Source organism: Galbibacter sp. BG1 (genome assembly GCF_013391805.1).
In the GTDB taxonomy this organism is placed as follows: Bacteria; Bacteroidota; Bacteroidia; order Flavobacteriales; family Flavobacteriaceae; genus Galbibacter.
The window spans coordinates 1000649-1026670 of sequence record NZ_CP058364.1; the positions used below are offsets into that span (position 1 = coordinate 1000649).

At 37.1% G+C, this 26022-nt stretch carries 18 protein-coding genes; 8 read left to right on the forward strand and 10 right to left on the reverse strand.

Annotated features, from left to right (window positions below; all coding sequences use genetic code 11):
* Window position 1 precedes the first annotated feature (1 nt).
* The 4 genes from HX109_RS04345 to HX109_RS04360 are packed head-to-tail and all read left to right on the forward strand — an operon-like array spanning window position 2 to window position 8855.
* Window positions 2–3340 (forward strand): VCBS repeat-containing protein, encoded by a 3339-nt coding sequence (locus tag HX109_RS04345; RefSeq protein WP_178949982.1) that lies wholly within the window; start codon window positions 2–4, stop codon window positions 3338–3340.
* Window positions 3333–6587, forward strand: a complete 3255-nt coding sequence (locus HX109_RS04350; protein WP_178949983.1) for a VCBS repeat-containing protein — start codon at window positions 3333–3335, stop codon at window positions 6585–6587. The genes HX109_RS04345 and HX109_RS04350 overlap by 8 nt, the downstream gene beginning before the upstream one ends.
* Before the next feature lie 4 nt (window positions 6588–6591).
* Window positions 6592–7944 (forward strand): vanadium-dependent haloperoxidase, encoded by a 1353-nt coding sequence (locus HX109_RS04355; protein ID WP_178949984.1) that lies wholly within the window; start codon window positions 6592–6594, stop codon window positions 7942–7944.
* A gap of 14 nt (window positions 7945–7958) precedes the next feature.
* On the forward strand, window positions 7959–8855 hold the full coding sequence (locus HX109_RS04360) for a GyrI-like domain-containing protein (protein WP_178949985.1): 897 nt from the start codon (window positions 7959–7961) through the stop codon (window positions 8853–8855).
* A gap of 95 nt (window positions 8856–8950) precedes the next feature.
* Here the strand turns inward: HX109_RS04360 and HX109_RS04365 are convergent, their stop codons facing one another.
* The 7 genes from HX109_RS04365 to HX109_RS04395 all read right to left on the reverse strand — a co-directional run bounded on the left by HX109_RS04365 (window position 8951) and on the right by HX109_RS04395 (window position 19478).
* On the reverse strand, window positions 8951–9970 hold the full coding sequence (locus HX109_RS04365; protein ID WP_178949986.1) for a LacI family DNA-binding transcriptional regulator: 1020 nt from the start codon (window positions 9968–9970) through the stop codon (window positions 8951–8953).
* Window positions 9971–10148: 178 nt separating this feature from the next.
* The gene (locus HX109_RS04370; protein ID WP_178949987.1) at window positions 10149–10580 is read right to left on the reverse strand and encodes a YHS domain-containing (seleno)protein; all 432 of its coding nucleotides are present in this window, start codon (window positions 10578–10580) and stop codon (window positions 10149–10151) included.
* Between the two features lie 194 nt (window positions 10581–10774).
* Window positions 10775–12298, reverse strand: coding sequence for an SGNH/GDSL hydrolase family protein (locus HX109_RS04375; protein WP_178949988.1), 1524 nt, complete (start codon window positions 12296–12298; stop codon window positions 10775–10777).
* A 17-nt stretch (window positions 12299–12315) separates the two neighbouring features.
* On the reverse strand, window positions 12316–15066 hold the full coding sequence (locus HX109_RS04380; protein ID WP_178949989.1) for a TonB-dependent receptor: 2751 nt from the start codon (window positions 15064–15066) through the stop codon (window positions 12316–12318).
* 87 nt (window positions 15067–15153) lie between these two features.
* Window positions 15154–17001, reverse strand: coding sequence for a glutamine--fructose-6-phosphate transaminase (isomerizing) (glmS, locus tag HX109_RS04385; RefSeq protein ID WP_178949990.1), 1848 nt, complete (start codon window positions 16999–17001; stop codon window positions 15154–15156).
* 17 nt (window positions 17002–17018) lie between these two features.
* A complete protein-coding gene (locus HX109_RS04390; protein WP_255462765.1) occupies window positions 17019–18650 on the reverse strand; it encodes a DUF4270 domain-containing protein in 1632 nt (543 codons plus the stop codon).
* Window positions 18651–18668: 18 nt separating this feature from the next.
* Entirely contained in the window at window positions 18669–19478 is an 810-nt protein-coding gene (locus tag HX109_RS04395) for a glycogen/starch synthase (protein WP_178949992.1), read from the reverse strand.
* Window positions 19479–19586: 108 nt separating this feature from the next.
* Between HX109_RS04395 and panC the strand changes: the two genes are divergently transcribed.
* Genes panC through HX109_RS04415 form a run of 4 tightly spaced genes read left to right on the forward strand, consistent with a single transcriptional unit; the run spans window position 19587 to window position 22944 of the window.
* The gene (panC, locus tag HX109_RS04400; protein ID WP_178949993.1) at window positions 19587–20435 is read left to right on the forward strand and encodes a pantoate--beta-alanine ligase; all 849 of its coding nucleotides are present in this window, start codon (window positions 19587–19589) and stop codon (window positions 20433–20435) included.
* Between the two features lie 12 nt (window positions 20436–20447).
* Window positions 20448–20798: an aspartate 1-decarboxylase gene (gene panD, locus HX109_RS04405; protein WP_178949994.1), complete on the forward strand. Its 351-nt coding sequence runs from the start codon at window positions 20448–20450 to the stop codon at window positions 20796–20798.
* On the forward strand, window positions 20773–21765 hold the full coding sequence (locus HX109_RS04410; protein WP_317170434.1) for a lysylphosphatidylglycerol synthase transmembrane domain-containing protein: 993 nt from the start codon (window positions 20773–20775) through the stop codon (window positions 21763–21765). The genes panD and HX109_RS04410 overlap by 26 nt, the downstream gene beginning before the upstream one ends.
* 33 nt (window positions 21766–21798) lie before the next feature.
* Window positions 21799–22944, forward strand: coding sequence for an alpha/beta hydrolase (locus HX109_RS04415; protein WP_178949995.1), 1146 nt, complete (start codon window positions 21799–21801; stop codon window positions 22942–22944).
* A gap of 375 nt (window positions 22945–23319) precedes the next feature.
* Here the strand turns inward: HX109_RS04415 and HX109_RS04420 are convergent, their stop codons facing one another.
* From HX109_RS04420 to HX109_RS04430, 3 genes are all read right to left on the reverse strand, one after another.
* Complete coding sequence (locus tag HX109_RS04420; protein ID WP_178949996.1) at window positions 23320–23847, reverse strand: DinB family protein; 528 nt, start codon at window positions 23845–23847, stop codon at window positions 23320–23322.
* 198 nt (window positions 23848–24045) lie between these two features.
* The gene (locus HX109_RS04425; RefSeq protein ID WP_178949997.1) at window positions 24046–25488 is read right to left on the reverse strand and encodes a glycosyltransferase; all 1443 of its coding nucleotides are present in this window, start codon (window positions 25486–25488) and stop codon (window positions 24046–24048) included.
* 137 nt (window positions 25489–25625) lie between these two features.
* Complete coding sequence (locus HX109_RS04430) at window positions 25626–25913, reverse strand: hypothetical protein (protein WP_178949998.1); 288 nt, start codon at window positions 25911–25913, stop codon at window positions 25626–25628.
* Window positions 25914–26022 lie beyond the last annotated feature (109 nt).

The window sequence follows — 26022 nt, forward strand, 5'->3', positions numbered from 1 at the left end:
AATGAAAAGATTTTTAATCATATTGTCTCTACTATTGCTAATGATTTCTTGTAAGAATGAAGAGATTCATAAGAAAGAGCAGAATCCACAGAAACTGTTCTCTCTATTGGATAGCACTCAAACAGGAATAAATTTTGAAAACAGTGTTGAAAACAAAAAGGATTTTAATATATTTAGTTATCGCAATTTCTACAATGGCGGTGGCGTGGCTATTGGAGACATAAATAACGATGGTCTTCCTGATATTTATTTTACCTCCAACCAAAATCAAAACAAACTTTATCTTAACAGAGGTGATTTTAAGTTCGAGGACATTACCGAAAAAGCTGGAGTTTCAGGAGCAAAAGCTTGGTCTACAGGAGTGGTAATGGTCGATCTTAACGGAGATGGTTTTCTTGACATTTATGTTTGCAATGCGGGAAATGTTGAAGGTGACAATCAAAAAAATGAGCTTTTTATAAACAATGGAGATCTTACTTTTACAGAAAAAGCCGAAGATTATAACCTAGCAGAGTCCGGTTTTACTACTCATGCAGCTTTTTTTGATTACGATAAAGATGGAGACCTGGATGTTTATATTCTTAACAATAGTTTCATTCCTGTTAATAGCCTTCAGTATAATAACAAAAGAGAGTTAAGAGCTAAAGATTGGAACTTGCCCAAACAACTACTAGGCGGAGGCGATAAACTTCTAAGGAATGACGAAGGGAAATTTATAGATGTAAGTGAAAAATCGGGAATATACGGAAGCTTAATAGGTTTTGGCCTCGGAGTAACAGTTGGTGATGTTAATAATGATTATTACCCGGATATCTACGTGTCCAACGATTTTTACGAACGTGATTATTTATATATAAACAATCAAGATGGAACCTTCTCAGAAGAAATTGAAAACTGGACCGGGCATATAAGTCATTCATCCATGGGAGCAGATATGGCAGATATCAATAATGACGGAAATCCTGATATTTTTGTTACCGATATGCTTGCTGAAGATGATAAACGCGCCAAAGAAGTAAGTGAATTTGATAGACCCGATATTTACGAACTAAGGCAACGCAGAGGGTTTTATAATCAACAAATGCAAAATACACTGCAATTAAACACTGGCAACAATGCTTTTTCTGAAATAGCATATTTCAGTGGAGTTGCAAAAACCGATTGGAGCTGGAGTCCTTTAATTTTCGATATGGATAACGATGGCTACCGAGACATTTATGTCTCCAATGGAATGAATCATGATCTCACCGATGGTGATTTTATGGATTTCTTTGCCAACGAATTGATACAGAAAATGGTTACTACTGGTAAAAAACAAGAAATTGATAGTGTCATCAAAGAAATGCCACGAGTACCCATTTTAAATTATGCTTTTAAGAACAACAAAGATTTGACTTTCTCTAAAAAAATGGAAGATTGGGGATTTGAAACCCCAAGCTTTTCAAACGGTTCAGCATATGGGGACTTAGACAATGATGGAGATTTAGATTTGTTGGTTAATAATGTAAATATGCCAGCTTTTGTTTATAAAAATAATTCTGAAAAGGTAAATCCGAAAAATCACTTTGTAAAATTAAAACTTAAAGGCACCAATAAAAACACTTTTGGTATTGGAAGTACAGTAGATCTATATACCAAAAATGGAATCTTAAGAAATGTATTAATTCCTTCAAGAGGTTTTCAGTCTTCTGTAGATTACACATTAACTATAGGGTTGGGTGAGGAAAAAACAATTGATTCCGCCCTTGTTGTTTGGCCAAATGGAAAGTCGCAAAGTTTTAAAAATTTAGCAGTAGACACTACCTTCATTTTTAATGAAAATTCAGCAATAAAACAGAGTATTCATACATCCGCGATAAAAGGAACCACATATTTAAGCCAGATAAAAAACGACCTTCTCGTAAAACACAACGAAAATAACTTTTCAGATTTTGACTACGAAGGGTTAATTCCAAAGAAAATGTCTCAAGAAGGTCCGAGCCTTGCAATTGGAGATGTTGACAAGGATGGTTTTGAAGATATTTATATAGGAGGGGCGAAAGATCAAATGGGGATACTTTATTTGAATAAAGGGAATTCAAAATTGGCGCCCAGTCAACAACCCATATTTAAAACCGATGCTTCTTTTGAAGATACCGCGGCAGAATTTTTAGATATAGATGCTGATGATGACCTCGATTTAGTGGTAGGAACTGGGGGAAATGAGTTGTATGAAGCGGCTAATTATGCAATACGCTTCTATTTGAATGATGGAAATGGTAATTTTTCATCTACCAAAAACAGCATCAATACAAATAAACAAAATGTTTCTGTTATTGCTCCTTTTGATTTTGATAATGACGGTGATTTAGATCTTTTTGTGGGGATGCGTAATATAGTGGGAACATATGGAATTAATCCCGAACATTTATTACTACAAAATGATGGAAAAGGTAATTTTACCGATGTAACAGAAAGAAAAGCTTTTGAATTAAAGGACGTTGGAATGATTTCTGATGCAACATGGGTAGATATTGATGGAGACGGTTTAAAAGATCTCATTATTGTAGGCGATTGGAGCCATCCTCACGTATTTAAAAATACAAATAGAGATTTACGCCCTTTGAAAACAAGTTTAAACAAAATGAATGGCTGGTGGAATACCGTGACTGCAGAAGACCTAAACAAAGATGGTAAAATGGATCTCATTTTAGGGAACGATGGGCTTAATCTTTCTTACAAAGCATCCATTGAAGAGCCTATAAAACTCTATGTAAACGATTTTGACAATAACGGTAGTATAGAACAAATAACCACAAGAGTGATTAATAATAAAGACACTCCTATACACTTGAAAAAAGAGATAACAGGTCAATTGGTAAGCCTAAAAAAACAAAACCTGAAACCATCTGACTATGCGGCAAAGTCTTTGGATGAGTTATTTCCAAAAGAAATTTTAGATAATTCTTTAATAAAATCTGTCAATACCACCGCTTCTATAGTTGCGATAAATCAAGGAAATGGGGATTTTGCCATTAAAGAGCTTCCAAAAGAAGTTCAATTTTCATGTGTATGCGATATTTCTTCGAGTGATCTTAATGGAGATGGAAATCTAGATCTCATAATGGCCGGTAACAATTATGAATTCAAACCACAATTTTCTAGGCTCGACGCCAATTATGGAAGTGTTCTACTCGGTAATGGAAAAGGAGATTTTACGTGGCAAGATTATAACAAATCCGGTTTCTTTGTAAAAGGGGAAGTTAAAAAATTAGCTCAATTTAAAGATAAATCGGGTGCCACCTATTTATTGGTAGCCATCAATAATGAACAACCTAAAATCTTTAAGGTTAATGAATAAATTATTAATCTATACCGTCCTGTTTTTTGCGATCGTTTCTTGTAAGGATGAAGGCGAATTGTTCCATAATCCATCTGCGAAAGAAACAGGAATTGAATTTATCAATACCATTACAGAAACCGACGACCTCAACATTCTAGACTACCTCTATTTTTATAATGGTGGTGGTGTTGCGGTTGGAGATATTAATAACGACGGTCTCCCTGATATTTTCCTCTCTGGAAATCAAGTGAAAAATAAACTTTACCTCAACAAAGGCAATCTCAAATTCGAAGATATTTCCGAGGCTGCCGGAATTGAAGGCAATAGTACTTGGAATACCGGTGCAATAATGGGAGATGTCAACGGCGATGGCCTTTTAGACATCTATGTTTGCGCAGTAGTGGGCATAAATGGATTTAGGGGGTATAACGAACTCTATATCAATAATGGAGATACTACCTTTACCGAAAGTGCTGAGAAATATGTATTGGATTTCGACTCATTTAGCTCCTCGGCAGCATTTTTAGACTTCGATCTGGATGGAGATTTAGACATCTATTTGCTGAACCATGCCGTTCACACCCAAGACTCTTTTGGTAAAGCAGAACTTAGAAACCAGCGAAATTATGCCACTGGAGATAAATTACTTAGAAACGATAATGGAAAGTTTACCGATGTAAGCGAGCAGGCTGGAATTTTTGGCGGGGTCAATGGATATGGTTTAGGGTTGGCCGTTTCTGATTTTAATCAAGATGGTTATCCAGATATTTATGTTGGAAACGATTTTCATGAAGATGATTATTATTATTTGAATAACGGTGACGGAACTTTTACAGAAAGCCTTAAAGCACATTTTGGTCACACCAGCAGATTTTCCATGGGAAATGATGTTGCCGACATAAATCACGACGGTTTCCCAGATATATTATCGTTGGATATGCTTCCGGAAGATGAAACCATTTTAAAATCCTCTGCTGGGGATGAAAATGTGCAAATGTTGGAAATGCGCACCCAACGTTTAGGGTATCACTACCAATATACCCGTAACATGCTTCAAATGAATAACCAAGGAGGTAATTTTAAAGAAACTGCGCTTTACAGCGGTATAGCTGCTTCCGATTGGAGTTGGAGCGCCCTTTTCGCCGATTACAATGAAGATGGTGAACAGGATGTTTTTATTTCAAACGGAATCCCAAAACGCCCAAACGATTTAGATTTTATAAAGTTTACTTCCAATGAGCAAATTCGTAAGAAGCTGGACAATACAAAACTGGTTGATCAAAAGGCATTAGATCTAATGCCTACCGGAGCCTATCACAATTATATTTTTGAAGGTGGAAAGGATTTGTCCTTTAAAGATCAATCAAAAAAGTGGATTACAAAAGACACCCTTATTTCTGGGGCTACTGCCATGGCAGATTTTGATAATGATGGCGATATAGACCTTATTACCAACAACATCAATCAACCTGCCACATTGTACATTAATAAAACGAATGAAAAAGGCACGTTCCTCAAACTTAAATTTAAGTTCAAAAAGCCTAATTTGTTGGGTATTGGAACCAAAGTGTTTTCCTATCAAAACGAAACGCTGCAATACCGCGAACTTTATACAGTTAGGGGATTTCAAGCTTCCTCTGAACCTTTTGTCCATTTTGGATATAGGAACAACGAAGAAATTGACTCGCTGGTGATTGTTTGGCCGGATAATACTTTTCAAAAACTCGAAAACGTAACGCCTAATCAAACATTACTTATTTCGAAAGAAGGAAATAGCCGCCCTTATAATTACAAACAGCTATTACCAAAAAATAAGATGCTTTTTGAAAGAGTAAGCGGCAATTACGGCATCAATTTTGTACATGAAGAAGACAACTATGTAGATTTCAATAGGCAAAAATTAATTCCGTATAAAATCTCAGACCGCGGTCCCGCAACATCCGTAGGCGATTTAAACGGCGATGGTAAAGATGATATTTTCTTCGGAAGCTCAAAATTCAAACCTGCACGTATGTACCTGCAAAACGACTCTTCTTTTGTTGAAAAAACGAATGTTACCATAAAAAACGATTCGGTTACCGAAAATGTGGATGCCTTTATTGCAGACCTCAATGGAGACCAATTAAACGATCTTTTCGTAGCCAATGGCGGAGGTGACTTTTACGGAAAAATGAAACCTCTTAACGATATTCTATATTTCCAAAAAGATAGTTCTTTTGTAAAAAAGGCTATCGACGAACATTTTAATAATGCATCAGTTGTAAAACCGCTTGACTTTGATGGAGATGGCGATCTGGATATTTTTGTGGGCAGCGATGCCGTTTCGTATGATTTTGGTGCCATTCCAAAGTCGTACCTTTATAAAAACGAAAAAGGAAACTTTACTTCTGTAAAAAATGAAGAACTCGAAAATATCGGAATGGTTACCGATGCTATTTGGACAGATTTTAACGCCGACGGCACTAAAGATTTAATTGTCGTTGGAGAGTGGATGGCTCCACAATTTTTCAGTAACAATAACGGCGTTTTAAAGCATGTTTTTCCTTCCGAAGAAAAATTAAACGGTCTTTGGCAAAGTATTATCGAATTTGACATGGATGGAGATGGAGACAAGGATTATTTAATGGGTAATTGGGGACTAAACAGCAAGTTTAAGGCTTCTAAAGAGGCTCCTATGAAAATGTTTTACGCAGATTTCGATGACAACAAACGAACTGAAACCATTGTAGCCGCAGAAAAAAACGGAAATTATTATACAACTGCAAATTTCGATGAACTCTCGGAACAATTGGTTTCTATAATGCGTAAAAAATTTACCACTTATAAAGATTTTGCCGGAAAGCCTATCGAAGAAGTTTTTGGTGAATCCCTTTTAAAGAAAGCAAAAGTTTTGGAAGTACACACCTTAAGTTCTGGTTGGTTGGAAAACAGAGAAGGGAAATTTGTGTACCATGCATTTGGAACTGACTTACAATTGGCGCCAATTACCAATTTTTTGGCTTATGATTTCAATTCAGACGGAAAAAAAGATATTTTAGCAGCCGGTAACTATTTCGGGGTCAAACCTTATCATAGTAGATTCGATGCTTTCACGGGAGCAATACTTTACCAAAATAAAACCGTAGTGCCTACAGATAAAATTGGCTTAGATTTGAGCAGAAAAGCTATTAGTAAATTAAATATTATAAAAATTAAAAATCAAGATTACCTATTGGTAACTATAAACAATAACAGTGTAGAACTGTACAAACTAAATAACAATTAAAATAATGAAACGAATTTTAGTACTCATTTGTGTATGTATGTTGGTTTTCACTTCATGTAACAAAGAAGAAAAACCAATAGAAGTTACACCAGAAAATTTGCATCAAGCCATAGATCAAGTAGTGGATATTATGATTCACGATATTTTTTCCCCTCCTGTGGCTAGTAGAATATTTGTATATGCAGATATAGCTGCTTACGAAATCATTGCCCAAAAAGATCCAAATTACAATTCGTTGGCTGGGGTGGTTACAGATTTAAAACCAATTCCAACAGCTACCAATTCGGAAAAAGTTAATTACCAAGTCGCTGCGCTTATAGCACATATGGAGGTAAGTAAGAGTTTAATTTTTTCTGAAGACCGTATGCAAGTATTCCAAGACAGTCTTTACACTGAATGGAAAAACACCAACGAAACCGAGTTCAATGCTTCCAAAGCTTACGCCATGGAAGTTGTAGACCATATTAAATCATGGATGGATAAAGACAATTACAAACAAACCCGTACCATGCCAAAGTTTACGGTAAACAGCGACGATCCTTCCCGTTGGCAACCTACCCCACCCGCCTATATGGATGGTATAGAGCCTCATTGGATGAAAATTAGACCCATGGCCATAGATTCGGCTGCGCAGTTTAAGCCCATTCCACCACCTGAGTTTTCACTTGAGAAAGACAGTAAATTCTTTAAGGAAACCATGGAGGTTTACAATGTAAGAAACGACATGACCGAGAAAGGGGATGCTTCTGAAGAAATTGCCATTGCAAAATTTTGGGATTGTAATCCATACGTTTCCGTAACCAAAGGACATTTAATGTTCGCTACCAAAAAAATTACTCCAGGTGCCCATTGGATAGGAATTGTAAAGATTGCCTGTAAAAAAACCGATGCCAGCTTTAACGAAACTGTTTTTGCCTATACAAAGACTGCTATTGCTATTTTTGATGGTTTTATAAGCTGTTGGGACGAAAAATACAGAAGTAACCTTATACGTCCCGAAACAGTTATTAATCAGTATATAGATGAAAACTGGAAACCGGTTTTGCAAACACCACCTTTTCCAGAATATACAAGCGGACATTCTGTAGTTTCTGGAGCTGCTGCTAAAACATTGACCTCCATATTTGGTGATAATTTTGCCTTTGATGACGATACCGAGGTGCCTTACGGACTTCCGGTGCGTTCGTTCACTTCATTTAATAAAGCTGCAGACGAAGCTGCCATGAGCAGAATGTATGGTGGTATTCACTATCGTGCCGCTATCGAAGTAGGTGTTGGCCAAGGTAGGTCCATGGCCGATTTTATTATAAAAAAATTAGATGGAATGACCAACGAAAAAATAGTTTCAAACAAATAGAAGTTTTCTTATAAATGAAAAAAATAATTGGGTTTTTAGCTCTATTGCTCATAGTCGCATTAAGTTGGTACCTTTTCATTAAAAAAAGTGATTATATCTATCAGTTTAAAGAAAAAGCAAGTACCGGCACTATATTTTATAGCATTACCAACTGGCAAAAAACCAAAGATTCGGTGCGTACCACTACCATCGATAGTACGCTTTACTCTCAAATAGTTCAAAAGGTAAATTATAAAGGGGAAGACTACACCGTCTATTGGGATATTGATATTATTAACGATTCTATTTCTGAAATTAGTGCTGGGGTGAAACAGGATAAAAACAGCCTTAAAAATAGGTTGACAGCTCCATTTACTCAAACGGATTTCACCAGTAACACACGTAATTTATTGATTGATTTTAAAAAAGTGTTGGATTTAAACCTTTCTACTTTTCGAGTAAATGAAATTACAGATACCATTTCACCCGCTAAAAAATGTGCGTGCGTAAATGCCGAAACATCCCCCGAAGGAAAGGCGAAACAGATGATGCGTAATTACAATTACATAAGCAGTTACATTGCCAACAACAATATCCAAGAAGACGGTAGACCTTTGGTTGTCATCAATGAATTTAACAAAGCCAAAAACAGGATTAATATGGATTTTTGTTTTCCTATTAAAGGTTTGAATAAGCTTCCTGGGACTCCTGGCGATATATTTTATAAAGTAGTAGAGGCAAAACCTTCTATAAAAACCGTTTTTAATGGTAATTATATGTATTCCCACCATGCGTGGTACTCGCTTTACGATTATGCGGAAAATAATGACATGAATATAGGAGGTGAAATTGTGGAACAATTCCATAATAACCCCAACCTGGGCGGCGATGCCCTTAGATGGAAAACAGATGTTTACATTCCTATAAATTAAAACTTTAGTAAATAACAAAAATCACTGCAGGTCTAATAGATTTAAGACTTAGCAGTGATTTTTTTATCCTTAATCGCACTAGTGGATATTATATTTTATAAAGTGGACTCTCTTTTAACCAAACTAGATTTTATAATTTCCGTTTCGTAGGCTCTCGACTCAAAATCTTCCTCTTCCAATCGTTTTATCAAAAGATCGGCCGCCTTTTCCCCTATTTCTTCACCATGTTGACTCACGGTTGTAAGCGACGGACTGCTACTTATGGAAATAATTCCATCTGTGAATCCGATAAAAGAAATATCATTGGGTGCACTTTTGCCCATTTTTTGGGCGATTTTCATTGCAGAAACGGCAAAAAATTCAGTGACTCCAAAAACGGCATCCACCTCATGGTTTTCCAAGAGGCGTTCTACAGGCTCAAAACCACTATAAAAATCTTCAATTTTAACGATGAGGTTTTCATCTACCTCCAACCCAGCATCTAGAAGGGCTTTTTTATAACCTTCCGTTCTTAGTTTTCCAACGCTCATGTAATCTGGCATGGTAAGTAAGGCAATTTTCTTTCTTCCGCTTTCAATTAAATAAGAAACTGCACTGTAGGCCCCGTGAAAATCGTCTATAATAACCTTGTCACAATTTACTTGATCGGTAACCCGATCGATCATAACTACTGGCATTCCTTGATTTATCACTTCATTTATATGATGGAAATCTTGCTTCTTTTCGGTGTCTTTAGATAGCGACATTATAAAACCGTCTATACTTCCATTTGCTAGCATTTGCATGTTTATAACCTCTTTGTCGAAAGATTCATTGGAGATACAAACAATAACATTATAGCCTTTTGCTGAAGCCAACCTTTCCACCCCAGTTATAACCGAAGAAAAGAAGTAATGAACAATTTCAGGAAGGATAATCCCAATATTCTTTGTTTTTTGGTTTTTCAAGCTCAAGGCAATATTATTGGGCTTGTAATGGTGTTCTTTAGCAAAAGCTTGAATAATTTCTTTTGTTTTTTCACTTATCTCAGGACTATCTTTAAGTGCCTTGGACACCGTAGATATAGAGACGTTAAATCTTCTTGAAATTTCTTTAAGCGTTATCTTTTGCTTCATTGCTGCACCTTTTATGTATTCGATCGGATATTCAAAATTAAGGTTTTTCTTAGAAAGAATATCTTTATTTAGCTAAGTAACCTCAAATATAATATCATCAACCGAAAATAATAGTAATTTTTACTGTTCATTAGTAAAACTCAATTTCTGAACTTATTATTCGGTCTCATTAATTTTTCTAGTGCCCCATTCTCTTCCAATTCGTATCCGCCTGTTTTTGAAGCTCTACGGCACCTTCTTTTTGCCATAGGCCTAAAGTATTGTTACCCCAGCTGTTGTAAAACAGATAAAGTTTCCCATCCCTTATTTCATAGGTTTTTGGATTAATTTTTACTTTCTCTCCATTTGCAATGGCGTATGCGCAGTATCCTCCATACTGTGGAAGGTATTTCTTAGGATTCTCTTGAAAAGTTCTTAAATGTTTTTCAGACACAAACCTAAATTCGGCATCCTCGTAAATCGTTACAAAATCTGAAGAGCCTTTTTCCGGAGTTTCTTCAAAATAAGAAATAACATCATACCCTTCGGCTACCGCTCCCTTCTGCTCGTTAAATTGTGCTTTTGAAGAGACTATAAAAAACAATAAGATGCAAGTAAGCTTAGTTTCCATATAACTACTATTTTTTTAGTTAGTAGAACTAAAGCTGCAAACATTACTCACAATTGAAATATTTTCCCTTCAAAAACACAGTGAAGCCATTAGTTTTACCATTATAAAATTCCATCATAGGTTTCGACTCCCGAAGTATCGGGACAGCCTGACAGTAAAATATTTAAAGTCAATTAAATTAACCAAACTACTAATTAAGGTAATTGTGCAGGATACAGTGTATTATAATCCGCCGCTTTCAGTCGAGGTAATTTTGCATCGAAATTAGCTTCTATAGCAGCCAAAAAATTATTAGCTAAATAAGCATAGCCTCTTGCCGTAGGGTGCACACCGTCTAAAGAGAAAGCACCTCCAAAAACCAAATCGCCGTTTAAAACAAATTCATCGAATGCAACACCTCCATTTACCACTTCATCTAAAATTGCATTTGCATCTACCAAAGCGAGTCCATTTTGTTCTGCAACTGCCGCTATAGTAGTATTAAAAGCAACCACTGCATCTGTAGCAGCTTTTTGTTCGCTTGGCAGTAGAACCGCTCCATCTTGTAATGGATAGGTAACACCGATTGAATTAAAAGGTGCAGGAATCCCTACTTGTTCCGTACCAATTGTTGAAGAAGTAGGTAATGTAATGAGATCTGCTTCGGTGGCATGTCGAGCTTGCCCATATAACATGGCCATTAGGCCAGCTTGTTGTGCTGGGATTCCCGCTTGTTGCAAAGCACCATTTAATTGAGCTGAAAGGTCGGTTAGATCTTCATCTTTAATCATTAAAGGGTTATTGCTTCCAGCCTGCAAAAGCACCACACGATCTCCCTGACCCTGAGCGGTTAATATTTGCTTTAGTGGACCGATAAGCTGCGTATTTAATTGATTGGCAGTTGCTTCATCCAATGGAACAGGATTGTAAGGAACTGTTGTGAAATAAGGAATAGAGGTTACATTTGGAATATTGGCTACTGCTCCCTTTGCACCATTTGCCGTTAATTGCGCCACTATACCACTATACACTTGCGCAAAAACATTAGGATCGGTAATATCATTGCTGGCATAGGTAGAAGGATCTAGATTCCCGTTTTGATCTATCCCTATTCCTCCCGAAGTGGCATAACCCAGCACATCGTTATTCCCTATCCAAAGGGTGAAAAAGGTTGGATTCTGACTTACAGCGTCTGCAATTATGGATGTGTTGGCACTCGAAGCAAATCGAACAAAATATGGATTTGCCTGTCCGGTTTGCAGCCCTGCGATATTTCCATAACCCTGTGCCAATAAATGATAACTTAAAGCTCCAGGTACTCCCATATTATTAAAACTACCTGATAAGGTTTGTGAAATCTCGGTAGTTGGAGAACCCGGCAAACGAGCGGGTCCAGCTCCATTAAAAAACAAACGGTTTTCTAGGATTACATTTCCACCCAAGGTGGCTCCACCCAGATTGTCGTTCATCAAAGGTTGATTAAATTCCCCTCCACCAACTAGTGAAAACTGTTGAGAGAGCATATTAGGTAATGAATTCTGTTGACTTGCCTGAAAAAGAGCTCCATCGGTATACCCCGCAGTTAAGGAATTCCCTACGGATACGTAATTAGAGAAATCTGCCGTTCCAGCAGAAAAATTCATCCCCATATCGCCCCCACCTGAAGAATCATCATCGGAACTGCAACTTAGCAATCCGATTAACATAAAAGATAATAAGCCTATATATTTAGTATTCATTGTATTCAAAATTTAGATTAGAAGTTATTTACCGTCCACGAAACATAAAACTGAGAACCGATAAGTCCCGTACCATAAGCAGTGAAATATTCTTTGGCACCTATATTGGTAGCCCCTACTTTAAAAGTAGATTTTAAAGATGGAACTGTATAGTTCAACTGTGCGTCTACTACATTAAAAGAAGGAATATTCCCATCTCCAAAAGAAGCCTGCCAGAAATAGGCATCGCTCCATCGATAACTTACATTGAAACCAAAATTTTCAACCAAATGGGTATGACCAAAAGAAGCTTTCACTTTATGCTTTGGAGTATTAAAACCTGGTCTAAAATCTGGATCGTCCTGTTCAAAATCTGCGAATGTATAATTGGCTTCCAGGTCGAAACCATTAAACACTTTGGTATAAACGGCCACCGCGGCTCCATAGGACTGCACTCCAGAATCTGCATTGGTGTATGTTTGAAAAACACGTGTATCCCCGCTTTGCAAAGCAACAAGTGATTGACTATTATCTCCCGCCTGCCCATACAAAGGCACGATTACATTTTCATTGGCAATAAAGTCTTCATAATCGGTATAATAACCACTTAAATCTATGGTAAAGCTACCTAGCTGACCTCGGTAACCAACTTCATAAGCAATAGCTTTTTCCGGTTCTACTATATCGACATCGGCAACTTCTGGTGCCCCAGCTTGAACAGAACTTACGGAAAAAGAATTTTCATAGGCGTCCCTTCCGCTAATAGTTGCCTGCGTCTGGCCACCATTGGCAGCTGCGTTGTTTACATTGTACGTTCGTACGTAACGATCTAAATTATCTTCCGCAGAACCTACAAGAACCGCTCTACCAACGTCTAAGCCAATATATAGATCTTGGGTGGTAGGGTTTCTAAAAGCTGTTTGGATAGAAGCTCTAAAATTATGGTTCTTGTCCGCTCCAGCAGTATAACCAACAGAAAGTCTCGGTGTAACTTGACCGTCGAATAATTCTGATTTATCATAACGGAAAGACGCGGTTAATTTTAATCGCTCCTCCATTAATTGTTTTTGGATTTGTGTATACAGTCCGAGTTCGTTATAGCTTATAGGGCCATCGTAATCGGTGAAAATGGTTCCGAAGGAATTTAAACGGTACGTTCTAAACGATCCTCCCACTTGAATATCTGCAAAATCGATTAGATCGGCAAAATTGTAGTTCGCATCGGCATGATACAATTGGGAAGCATCCCTAAATTGTGAACCAGCTGCCAGATCAGAATTGGTGGTAACCGTATCGAAAGCATCTTGAAAACCAGCTGTACCAGGAATCAATCTGCCAGTATCTGCCGTTTGGCGAGCCAATTGATGCGCCTGCTCGCTAGAGGCTCCTCCTAAGGTAGCCTGCACGTAAGCTCCTGCATACTCACCAAACCAAGTTTGGTCGTCTTTCCAGAATCGGTTAATGTTGATCCCTGTAAATCGCATGTCGTAGGAATCCCCGGCATCTTCATCGGTCATATAGCCTCGTACAAAAAAGTTATTGTTTTTAACTTCAATTTTATGTTGCTGAAGGAAAAAATTACGAAGGGAATACCTATTGGCTCCTTGGTAAATGGTAGCCCCTTTACCTACTTTTGCCTGATACATGATTTCAAAATCATCGGCAAAAGGACGATAATGTAGGGAAGCATCAAATTTCACGCTTTCTGCGTCATAATTGGTTAGGTTACTTTCTAAATACCCTGTTCTACTAACATTTTCATTAGGTAATAGGTTAACGGCTGCATCGGGAATTAAACCTCTACTCGCCAACGCTTGTCCAACACCGCGGATGTTTGTACTTACCTCATCTCCATAAACATTCAATCCGTCGTAATTAGGAGCCTCTCTTCCTACACCTGGATTAAGTACGTTCTCTTCACTAACGGCATACCAGTCTGTTCCTTCTAAATAAGAGAAATTGGCTTTTGCAGCGAACTTTTCTGAAAACTTCTTTGCAGCCCGTATTCCTACATCCCAATAAATATTATCACCAGCAGCATCTTGGGAAGTCATTCCCGTTTTTACGTAGGCACTTATACCATCGTCTACAAACGGATTCTTACTTCTCATAAATAAAATTCCATTAAACGCATTGGCTCCATAAAGTGCTGATGAAGCCCCGGGAAGTAATTCCACACTCTGCACGTCTATTTCTGTCATCCCCAATAAATTTCCAAGCGGAAAATTTAAAGCGGGAGCCGAATTGTCCATCCCATCTACCAGTTGCACAAAACGCGTGTTGGCAAAAGCTGCAAACCCCCTAGTATTTATGGACTTAAATGTTAAACTGTTGGTATTGATATCTACCCCTTTTAGGTTTTCCAAACCTCCATAGAAATCTACTGAAGCAGTATTCTTTATTTCTTTTAATCCGAAACGCTCCACAGTAACCGGAGATTCAAATATGCGTTCGGGGGTTCTCGAAGCGGAGATTACAATCTCTCCGAGATTGGTTGTTTGCTCTTCCAGTTGTATTGTTACATCCTCTGTACTGTTTATCTCAATCGTTTGCGAAGAAAAACCAATACTAGAAATTGTAATGCTAAAAGGAAGGCTTTTTGAAACTTCCAATTCAAAGTTTCCATTAAAATCGGAAACCGTACCAGTTGATGTACCAACTACTTGAATACTCGCACTAGGAATAGGCTGATTTTGTTGATCTATAACACTACCTGAAATTTTAGTTGACTGCGCGAAACCAACGGCACCAACTAGAAAAAGTAGCGCAAAAAAAATTGTTCTTATCATAATTTAGTTAGTTTTAGATAAGAACAATATACATATTTTTTTAATTCCGTAATTATTTATGTTAATAATTACGGAATTAATAATTGATTACTCCACGGTAACCGATTTTGCTAGGTTTCTAGGCTGATCGACATTACAACCTCGCATGACAGCGATGTGATAAGATAGTAACTGTAGAGGGATTGTCGTCAATAAAGGTGTTAAACCTTCAATAGTTTCCGGTACTTCGATGACGAAATCTGCCATCGATTTTACTTCCTCGTCTCCTTCTGTTACAATCCCGATAATTTTTCCTTTTCTGGATTTTATCTCTTGAATGTTGCTAACAACTTTCTCGTAATGCCCTTTTTTAGTTGCGATAACAACCACTGGCATTTGCTCATCTATTAAAGCAATAGGACCGTGTTTCATTTCCGCAGCCGGATAACCTTCCGCGTGGATGTAAGAGATTTCCTTTAACTTTAGAGCACCTTCCAGAGCTACAGGGAAATTATAACCCCGACCCAAGTACAAGAAATTAGGAGAATCTTTATAAACCGATGAAATGTATTTTACGTGATCGTCTACTTTTAAACATTCCTCCACTTTTGCAGGAATGGCTTCCATTTCCGCTAAATAATTGTGGAAATCGGTTTTAGAGATCATTCCTTTATTCTGCGCCAATTTAAGCGCAATCAAGGTTAGTACTGTAATTTGTGTGGTAAAAGCCTTTGTAGAGGCTACCCCAATTTCTGGTCCCGCATGGGTGTAAGCTCCCGCATGGGCTTCCCTAGCAATAGAAGAACCTACCACATTACATACACCAAATACAAAAGCTCCATTTTGTTTTGCCAACTTAATAGCGGCTAAGGTATCTGCCGTTTCTCCAGACTGTGAAATAGCAATGACTACATCTTCGGAAGTAATTACGGGGTTTCTGTATCTAAACTCCGATGCATATTCCACTTCCACCGGAATACGAGCCAAATCCTCGAATATATATTCCGCTACCAATCCGGCATGCCATGAAGTACCACAAGCAACAATTATAATGCGTTTTGCTTTTAGGATTTTCTCGAGGTTATCTTCAATCCCGGCCATTTTAATAATGCCTTCGTTAATTCTCAACCTTCCACGGTACGTGTCTTTAATTGCATCTGGTTGTTCATGTATTTCCTTCAGCATAAAATGGTCGTACCCATTTTTTTCAATTTGTTCTAAATTCAACTGAAGCTCATGAACATAGGGAGTAACGGGTTTATCTCCTTTAATCTGACGGATTTTTACATCTCGTCCTAATTTAACAATCGCCATTTGCTCATCTTCAAGATAAATAGCGTTATTGGTAAATTCAATAAATGGAGAAGCATCGGAAGCGATAAAGAATTCATCTTCACCCACTCCTATCGCTAACGGACTTCCCAATTTGGCAGCCACAATTTCGTCTGGCTTTGTTCTGTCGAAAACCGCAATTGCATAGGCTCCAATAACCTGGTTTAAAGCGATTTGAACTGCCTTTCCAAGCTTTACATCCTGATTTATTTTTATATCTTCAATAAGATTGATAAGAACTTCGGTATCCGTATCAGATTGAAAGGTATAACCTCTCTTTTCCAATGCTTTTTTAATTGAACCGTAGTTCTCTATAATTCCGTTATGGATAATAACCAAGTTCCCAGAATTAGAGTAATGGGGATGCGCATTGACATCGTTTGGAACTCCATGGGTAGCCCATCTCGTATGTCCCAACCCTATTTTTCCTTTGGTTACTTTTTCGCTCTCTGCTTTAGCCTTTAAATCGGCTACTTTTCCTTTGGTTTTACAAAGCTGCGAATCTTCCCCATCAAACAATACAATTCCAGCACTGTCGTAACCTCTATACTCCAGTCTTTCAAGACCTTTTACAACTATTGGATAAGCCTCTCTAGGCCCTATATAACCTACAATCCCACACATTTTATTATTGCTTTAAATTAATTATTACTCGGTTCCGTGTAATAAATTTCCAGTTTCAATCTTTTCTCATCATTGGCTGGAACATTGTTTCCATATAAAACAGTTCCAAAAATATTAGTAATAGAAGCTTGAGGGACACTTACTTCTTCTGTTCCTTTAAAAGCGGCAACATTAAAAGTATTGTTTATAGTACTCGTAGTTGATAAGCCTAATTTTATGTTGGTAGAATCGTTACGAATGATATTATTGATATAATCCGTAATCTTAAACTTGTAACGTGTACCCACATCATTGCTTTTATCAAGTCTACCACCATAATTAATAAAAGTTGTGGAATCGACTCCTGTCCTGGCGATAGAATCACGTTTATAGTCGATTAACGACCTCTTGTTGTTTAAATCAAACAAGTAAAGCCTATCTGGTAATGTAAGATCGTTTTGCTCAGGAAGTGATGATTCATCCACATAAAAAATCAAATTAGCTTCATTAATCAACCATCCTTTTTCGATTGCTTCCTGGAACGCAATTTTAGGATCCCCGCTACCACCGGTAATATCTATTTCCACATAACTTCCAGCACCACCATAAGGATATAATTTAGCCGCATTATCTTCTGTAAAATTACTCAACACGGCATCCGGATAATTATCGGTGATATAGTTAACCTTGTTTCCAGATAAATTAAGCCTAAAGGTTTTACTTTTTACGGTATCCCTATCTTCCACCGTACTATCATAATCATATTGCAATTCCACATAACTATTGGTACCGCTTAGATTAAGCAGCATTTCCAAATCTTCATTGGGCATATCCGTAGAGATATAAATTCCCCTTAAAAACTCTTTGAAGTTATTCTGACTGTTTAATACGCCATTCCCTTCATTATCCAATATTTTTTGCTGAAAAAACTCCTTGTTCAATTCTACTCGAATACGTGGCGATAATCTTTCCGCTGGAACTTTAGATTCATCAACATCTTCCGTATCAGGGTCGTCTACTGCATCAGGATCTGGGATAATGATTTCATTTAAATCCAATTGATATGCATTATTTTCATACAACACAGTGGTTGCAAATGGAAGCGGATCTTCATCTGAAAAATATTCCTGTGCGTCCTGAAAATTACTATCTGGATCTAAATCACGTAAGAACTTAGTAAATTCCTGCGCTTTAAAGCTAAAAGTCGCCTGTCTGTTCCCGTAAATGGAATCTACTCGGTATGGTCGAGGCTCGTCCTCATCCAAATCTGTCGTATCTGTTTCTACCGTGCTAAAAAATGGCAGGTTAAGATAAACCGCTGTGATTCTTTCATTTTCTGAACCTTCTGCATTTTCAGTATTTTGTGTTTCATCTCCAAATGTAGGATTTGTAGATGCCAATAGTAACTGACTGGTAAATGAAGTAGTGGTAACCCCATAAATGGATTGATTGTAATCTCCTAATTGATATGCTGTAAGTCCGTTTGTACGTACACTTTTTAATTTTCTATTGAAAGCAGAAACGTCGTAGGATTGTTTACTGGCCGTGATTTTCCCGTTGTCGATAAGATCTACCCCAATGGTATTATAGTCATCTTCGCAGGCCGTAAAAAAAATAACACCACTTAAAATAAGTAGTGTTGATAACACTTTCCCTCCTTTAAAACTCATCTTCATTTGTATTATTTATTAGCTTAATACTTTTGTTTCATAAAATTTGTGGTAAGCCTCTTCAAATTCGTAAATGGAAATATACGGCTGCACTGGTTTAGACAAAGAGTCGATATGTTGTTTTAGATCTTCTGGCAATTCTTCCGAAGCGACAACTACAGCATCCGAATGGTCTACGGCTACTTTTAGAATATTGCTATAAGAAGGCTCCTCCAAGGCTTTAACGGCCTCTTCATCTATACCATCAAACTTAATTTTATTAATCATTTCTTTGTCTAACGTTCCATCGAAGCCTTTGTTGTAAACAGAGGTAACAATTTTACTTTCGGCAAACAAAGGTTCGTCTGCGTAGTATTTCTTAAGGTATAATGGCAACAAGGAAGCCATCCATCCATGTACATGGATAATATCTGGATTCCAATTTAATTTCTTCACTGTTTCTACCACTCCTTTTGCAAAGAAAATGGCACGTTCGTCATTATCTGGAAACAAATTCCCATCTTCATCCGTAAAAGTTGCTTTACGTTTAAAGTACTCTTCATTGTCGATAAAATAAACCTGGATTCTTTCCTTTGGAATTGAAGCTACTTTTATAATAAGCGGCATATCCATGTCGTTCACAACCAAATTCATCCCAGAAAGGCGAATTACTTCGTGTAGTTGATGCCTTCTCTCATTAATATTTCCAAAACGAGGCATAAAGATTCGTATTTGCCCTCCTCTATCGTTCACCATTCTCGGACTCTCGTAAGCCATTGAAGACACTTCGTTTTCTGGCAAGTAAGGAACCATTTCTGAAGCGACAAATAATACTCTTTTGTCTGTCATAAAATCAATTTGTTTCTTTAGACTAAGGTTTAAAGGATGCAAAAATACAAAAAATATGCCTAATTAGTTAATTTTATATAGCTTTGCACGCTGTTAATTTTTTATAAAATGCAAATTTTTCATCAAAAAGAAGCATTAATTCAATTCCTTAAAAAGGAAAAAATAGAGAATAAAACCATTGGCTTAGTACCTACTATGGGTGCATTACACCAGGGTCATCTTTCCCTAGTTGAAAAAGCGCTGAACGATAATAATACAGTAGTGGTAAGCATTTTTGTAAACCCTACGCAATTCGACAACAAAACAGATCTTGAGAAGTACCCTAAAACTTGGGAAAAAGACCTGGAAAACCTCAAAAAAGTAAGCGATAACATTCTTATTTTTGCCCCTTCGGCGGAAGATATCTACGACAACAAAGTAGCCAGCGAAACCTTCGATTTTGACGGACTTGAAAATGAAATGGAAGGCAAATTTAGAAGCGGCCATTTTGACGGGGTAGGAACTATTGTGAAAAAGCTTTTTACCATCGTGCAGCCGGATAGAGCTTATTTTGGAGAAAAAGATTTTCAGCAACTTCAAATCATTAGAAAAATGGTGGAAAAACACAATCTGCCACTTACCATTATTGGATGCCCCATAAGTCGCGAAGACAACGGCCTCGCTATGAGCTCTAGAAACGAACGTCTTCCAAGCGACCTGCGGGAGAAAGCTTCCTTCATCTTTAAAACCATTCAAAAAGCAAAAGAAAAGTTTGGCACAGAAAGTGCAATAGACACCGTGAATTGGATAGAAGAGCAGTTTCGGCAACAGCCTTTTTTTAAATTGGAATACGCCGAAATTGCTAATGAAAAAACGTTAAAACCTGTTAAAACAAAAAAAGAAAACGAACATTACAGACTTTTCGTTGCCGTATATGCAAATGACATACGGTTGATAGATAATGTTGCGTTAAATTAATACCTTTGTACCATGCAAATTGAAGTAGTAAAGTCTAAGATTCATAGAGTTACGGTTACTGGAGCCGACTTGAATTATATAGGAAGCATCACTATAGATGAAGCACTAATGGAAGCCTCTAACATTATTGAAGGCGAAAAAGTGCAAATTGTTAATATAAACAATGGCGAGCGTTTGGAAACCTACGCCATAAAAGGTGCAAAAAACAGTGGGGAGATCACTTTAAATGGCCCTGCTGCCAGAAAAGTTCAACGTGGGGACATCATTATCATTATCTCCTATGGGATTATGGATTTTGAAGAAGCTAAGAATTTTAAACCTTCGCTTATTTTCCCAAATGAAAAAAATAATACCCTTACCTAGTTTGACTAAAAAAATCAAGAATATCCTAAAACGTATACTCCCACTATTGCTGGGAGTTTTTTTCATCTGGTATTCGTATTCCAACACAACGGCTTCAGACAGGCAAAATATAATTGACTCAATCCGGGAGGCCAATTATTTTTGGATTGTCCTCTCCATGTTAATGGGAATTCTAAGTCATATTATAAGGGCCGTACGCTGGAACTTACTTTTAGAGCCCTTGGGCTATCGCCCTAAAATTATAAATAATGTGCTTGCCCTGCTGGTAGGTTACTTGGCAAATTTAGGGATCCCAAGGTCTGGCGAACTACTACGTGCCACCACGGTATCTACTTACGAAGATATTCCTTTTCAAAAAGCATTTGGAACCATCATTACAGAAAGGATTATTGATGTACTTATGCTTCTCATCATTGTATTTATAACTGGAATACTTCAAACCGAAATAATACTGGATTATTTCTCTGACAAAGAAATCAACTTTGTCAAAATTATAATTACCCTAACCGTCCTTGGGGTTTTGGGCATTTCTTTTCTTTACTTTATCAAAAAAGCAAAAGGGGGATTTCTAGGTAAAATAAAAGCTTTTGTAAAAGAATTGCTAGAAGGTGTTTTAAGTATTTTCAAAATGAAAAAGAAATGGTTATTCCTATTTTACACTTTCGCTATTTGGGGACTTTACATTTTTATGTTTTGGGTTATTAAATGGAGTCTACCCGAAACTAATACGCTATCCCTTAATGCTATTTTGGCATCCTTCGTTGCCGGCGCATTCGCGGTGAGTGCTACCAACGGCGGTGTTGGTTTATACCCCATCGCTGTGAGTCAAATTTTAATTTTTTACGGGATTTCGAGCAATGCCGGAGATGCTTTTGGATGGATTATGTGGAGCGCTCAAACGTCAATGATCGTTATTTTTGGAGCTTTGGCGTTTCTTTTTTTACCCATATACAATAAAAACAAATAATTTTTTATCTTTCGGTCACCAAATCTAAAGACCATGAGAAAGACTACATTTATGTGTATCGCACTCTTTTTGTGCATACTAGCAAGTAGCGCCCAAGTTACTTCCACAACCATAGAATCTTTTAAGTTAGCCGAAAAAAGGGATATTCAACTCTATGTTCCAGAGGACTATTCTGCTGAAAAATCCTACCCATTAATCGTAGTACTCGATGCAGACTATCTATTCGACATTGTGGTTGCCAACAGTAAATTCTATGCCTACAAAGACGAGATGCCAAAAAGCATTGTTGTGGGAGTTAAGCAAGAAGAAACACGTTACGAAGACTGTTTTTATAGCGATGAAAATGGTTTTCCAGATAAAAAAGGAAACAGCTTTTTTGAGTTTATAGGAATGGAGCTTATCCCAATGATTGCCAAAAACTATAATCTAGCAAAATTCAAGGCCATTGTGGGCCATGGCACTACAGCAAATTTCACTAATTATTATCTTTTTAAAGGCAATTCGCTATTCAACGCCTATATAAACCTGTCCCCAACCTTTGCACCCACTTTAGAAAGAAATATCCCGGAGAGATTGGGAGGTCTGGAAGAAATGATTTTTTATTATATCGCCACGGGTGAAAACGACGATAAGGAAAACATGGAAAGAATACGCGTTTTTCAAAATACCATGAAGGGAATTACCAACGACAACTTACATTACTATTTTGATGAATTTGAAAATGCCGATCATTATTCGGTAGCTTCTTACGGGACTCCGAAAGCATTGGATCAAATTTTTAACATGTACAAACCTATTAGCGTAGAAGAATATAAAAAAGAAGTTTTAGAGCATGATGGGCCTGTTGTAGAATACCTTACTAATAAGTACAATACCATTGAAACACTTTTTGGTTTTAGAAAACAGGTAAGCCTTAACGATATGATGGCCATTTATGCTGCTACCAAGAAGAAAGAAGATTTAGAATCTTTAAACGAACTTAGTAAAATTGCTAAAAAGGAATATCCCGACACCATGTTAGGTTTCTTTTTCGAAGCAGAATATTTCGAACAAATGGGTGAACCTAAAAAAGCCATGCGTACCTACGAAAAAGCGTTTGGCATGAAGGAAATCGATTTTGTAACGAAAGATTTGGCTTTAGAGCGTATCGATGCCCTTAAAGCGGATTTTGGTTGGTAGAAATACACTAACTGTTTAGCGCTATAACAAGCAGGGAGAGATCTCGTAAACCTATTCCTGAAGTGCAGGATGGGATTTCTCCACCGGCGCTCACGGCCGCTGTCGAAATGACTGCGAAACCAGAAACTCGAACGAAAAAAAGTTTTGTCTCTGAATATTATAATAAGCAACGCATCTTCCCTACAGAAATCCAGTGGTGAATTTTAAAGTTGAAATCCGAAAAGGAGCTGAATCGTTATTTATAGCGTCATCTCGAAGTAAGGGAGAGATCTCGTAAACCTATTCCTGAAGCGCAGGATGGGATTTCTCCACCGGCGCTCACGGCCGTTATCGAAATGACTCTCGAACCATTAACAGATTTATCTTCACAGCCTACTACTTTCTAAATTTCAACGTGAATAAATTTCGTTCCAAATTCCCCCTTTCCTTTTCCCTAACCCATTCAATATAATCGGTTTGTGATATTTTATCAATACCTAATTGCCGCATCATCATAACAATCTGGCCGCGATGGTAACTGCCGTGATTAAAAACTGTTTGGATTATTTCACGATTAGGAATTGAAAATTGCTCCCCTTTGTGTTCAAAGTGTACTTTTTTTTCTAGATCTGCAGTTTTTACAAATTCGCGAAATTTCATTGAGGTACTTTTCCATTCTTCAAAAAGCATTTCGGTATCTTCAGAAAAATTCACCACATGCTCCACCGACCATTTACCGGTCTGCATGCGAGAAAGCCACCCTGTTTCTGCATACCAAAGATGTAAAATAGTAGCTCGGATGGTGGGGAAGCTTCCTATAAATTCTTGATTGAATATATTATCGTTTTGATTGGCCAAATCGTTCATCAATCTATTATTGGCCCAAATATTATAATCCGCGTAATCTAAATACCGTTGGTTCATTTAATGTAAAATAGTGTTGTTTAATGCATGAAATTAAGTTTTTTCAGTTCAACTCCACTATTTTTCACTATTAAAGTATGTTTCAAGATTATTTTATTCCCTAGAAAGCATCCTACAAAAACAAAAAAAACGCTCCCTTGGAAATTTCCTCGGGAACGTTTTTTGAATACTTGAGTATATATTCAAATGTATCTGCTGTTAAGATGATACTGCAGCAACCAATTGCTGTTGCTTCTTTAATTCTTTTTTAGATAAATCCCTTGTTAACCAACCACTACGTCCAGCAGTTGCAATGGCATAAGGAGTAATCCAGAACAAGGTAAAGGCATAAAATACACTATATGGATACGCCCAAAAAGATTCTGCTACACTGTGTTTTTTAGCATAAAACAGGGCTTGCATACTTGAGAAAATCATGATACCTGCCAAGGTTGAACTTAAGAACAAAACAGGATAGCTAATTACAAAATAAGCCATTAAAATTATTGCTGGGTACGCCATAGTCATTTTCAACCATTGGTTCAACAACAAAATTCTAGTTCCACTTTTTGCACCTTCCCTAAAGTTCCCAAAAGCAAATCTGCTCATGGCAAGATTTTCACGTACATTACTTCTTTCCCATCGGATAAACATTTTGTAAAGGTTCTTATAACGCTCTGGTATATTTGTGTATACATAAGCTTTACGTTGAAACAAGACTTTGTAACCTTGCTTTAATATCATGTTGGTCATTGCTCGATCTTCCCCGATTTTGGAAACCTCTCCCATAAAAGTTTGGTTAATCCAATCGTGTAAACAATTAAATACCGCATCCCTTCTGTACGCTGAAAGAGCTCCCGGAGTACATAAAACCGATCCCAATCTACTTTGCGCAGAACGGATAAATTCAAAACTGAAGGCAAAACTTACATTCAACATTCGTGGTATCAATGCTTTCTTACTATTCAATACCCTTACATTTCCGGCCACAGCACCACATTCTTCATTCACTACAAACGGACTCGCCATGTTTCTTAAGGTGTCTTCTTTTACAATGGAATCACTATCTACAGTGATAAAAACATCTCCGGTTCCTAATTTAAATCCACGGTATAAAGCATGTCTCTTTCCTCTATTTTCAGGCTGCTGGTAAATAGCTACGCGATCCCCAAGTTCATTTTGTGCCTTTTTCATCCAATCCCAAGTGTTATCCTGGCTACCATCGTCGATAGAAATAATTTGTAATTTCTCAGCAGGATAATCGCTTGCCACCAAGCTTTTTAAAGTTTTGTAGACCAACTCTCCTTCATTATACGCGGGCACGATAACTGTACATAATGGCAAATCTTCATCAGAAACAGATTTTATTACCTTGTACTTTAAATACAACACAAACATAAAAATGATAAAGCTAATTTTTATCACCAACAACGTAGCTCCCAAAACTAGCAACGCCATTCCCCAACTGGTGGCCATACGCTCCAAATGGATCTGCTCGAAATAAGGTTGTAAGAAAAAGAAAAGCGATACCGCTCCAAACATTAAAAGAAAAGTTCCTCCCAAAATAAACGATGAAGAGGAATTTGATATAAATTGCTCCAAACGATTCGACGATTCTTTATTTGGAGTTTCAGACGAGTTTGTGAATATTGATTGTTTCATAGCGTTTAATTAAATTCACGACTACAAAACCAATATCAGTGCCATTTATTAATGTTCTGAAAAACAAATAAATACAAACTATCATTTAAATTGAAAGTGTATAATTATTATACATTTGTGTATACTTGGGTACAGTTTTATTGAAGAATAATATACAATAGAAGAAGCAGCACTAGCCCAATAAAACCAAAAGCAGCGAAAAGAATATGCTCTTTTCGTTTTTCTCTATGTGCTTGGGTTCTTATTTTTAGTTGAAATGCTTTTAATTTTTCGGGAGATAACTCTACATATTTGGGGCACTTAAAATCGGTTCTTGAATACCCAGTATTTTTAGTGTCGAATTTTGCTTTTTGAGAAGGGCGTTGCGCTCGGTTTTGTTTCATCCGATTGATCATATCCAAAACATGTCCAGCACCAAAAGCCATAAAATAATTAAATAGGTGGGTTTTCGTACCCTTTTGTAAAACACAGATTTTTCAACAAATAGCCATATCTAAAGTTAGAAGTACCTATTATATCTTAATCACCTTAAAA